A 666-nucleotide genomic window follows, 5' to 3' on the forward strand; every position below is an offset into this window, starting at 1 on the left:
GGTCAGCCGGGGGCTCGGCTCCGGCACCCCGAGCGGGATGTCCGGTACCGCCGCCGGAGGACCAGGCGGCGGCAGCACCGGCTGCCCCCCCCCCCGCCCCCCCCCCCCGCCCCCCCCCCCCCCCGTCCGAATCGTCCCCCACGAGCCGCCCCCCGCCCGGCTGTACGCGGTCTACGAGCCGTTCTACCTCCGCATGAACGAACTCTTCGCCGACTACACCCCCGACGAAGTAGCCGTCCTGGCCGACTGGTTCACCCGCGCCACCGCCCTGATGGGCACCCGCCTCGACGAGATCCGCGCGGCCAACGAAGCGAACTGACCCCGGCCCTCCCGGCCCTCCAGGCGTTCGGGCGTCAACCCCGCTTCCGCTGCTTGCGATTGGGGCGCCGGGTGCGGACCAGGGTGTCGAGCGCGCCCAGGGCAGCCCGGGTGTGGGCGGGGCCGCGCGGCACCCGCTCCCCGGCGCACCACCAGGAGAGTTGTCCGTCCGCATCGCGCGGATGCATGCCCAGGTCGTGCTCGGCGCACAGCGGCCACGCCTGCCGCAGTCGCTCGGTGACGGTCTCCTGCGCGGCATCGGCGATGATCGCCAGCGCGTGGGCCGGGTCATCGGCCGACTCCGGATACAGGTCGTTGCTGTGCCACTCGCCGTTGGCCAGAGCGACG

General features: G+C 74.9%; 1 protein-coding gene and 1 pseudogene. One reads left to right on the forward strand and one right to left on the reverse strand.

Features of this window, described 5'->3' with window-relative positions:
* The first annotated feature begins 193 nt into the window (after positions 1-193).
* Complete coding sequence (locus ABD323_RS43245) at positions 194-319, forward strand: hypothetical protein (protein ID WP_344447510.1); 126 nt, start codon at positions 194-196, stop codon at positions 317-319.
* Positions 320-353: 34 nt separating this feature from the next.
* Here the strand turns inward: ABD323_RS43245 and ABD323_RS43250 are convergent.
* A pseudogene (locus ABD323_RS43250) lies at positions 354-666 on the reverse strand (hypothetical protein); the annotation flags it as partial.

The sequence above is a fragment of the Kitasatospora nipponensis genome (assembly GCF_039528135.1).
GTDB lineage: Bacteria > Actinomycetota > Actinomycetes > Streptomycetales > Streptomycetaceae > Kitasatospora > Kitasatospora nipponensis.

Bases quoted from the DNA above. Each gene is read 5' to 3' on its own strand.
- ABD323_RS43245 (WP_344447510.1), top strand. From the start codon at position 194: ATGAACGAACTCTTCGCCGACTACACCCCCGACGAAGTAGCCGTCCTG.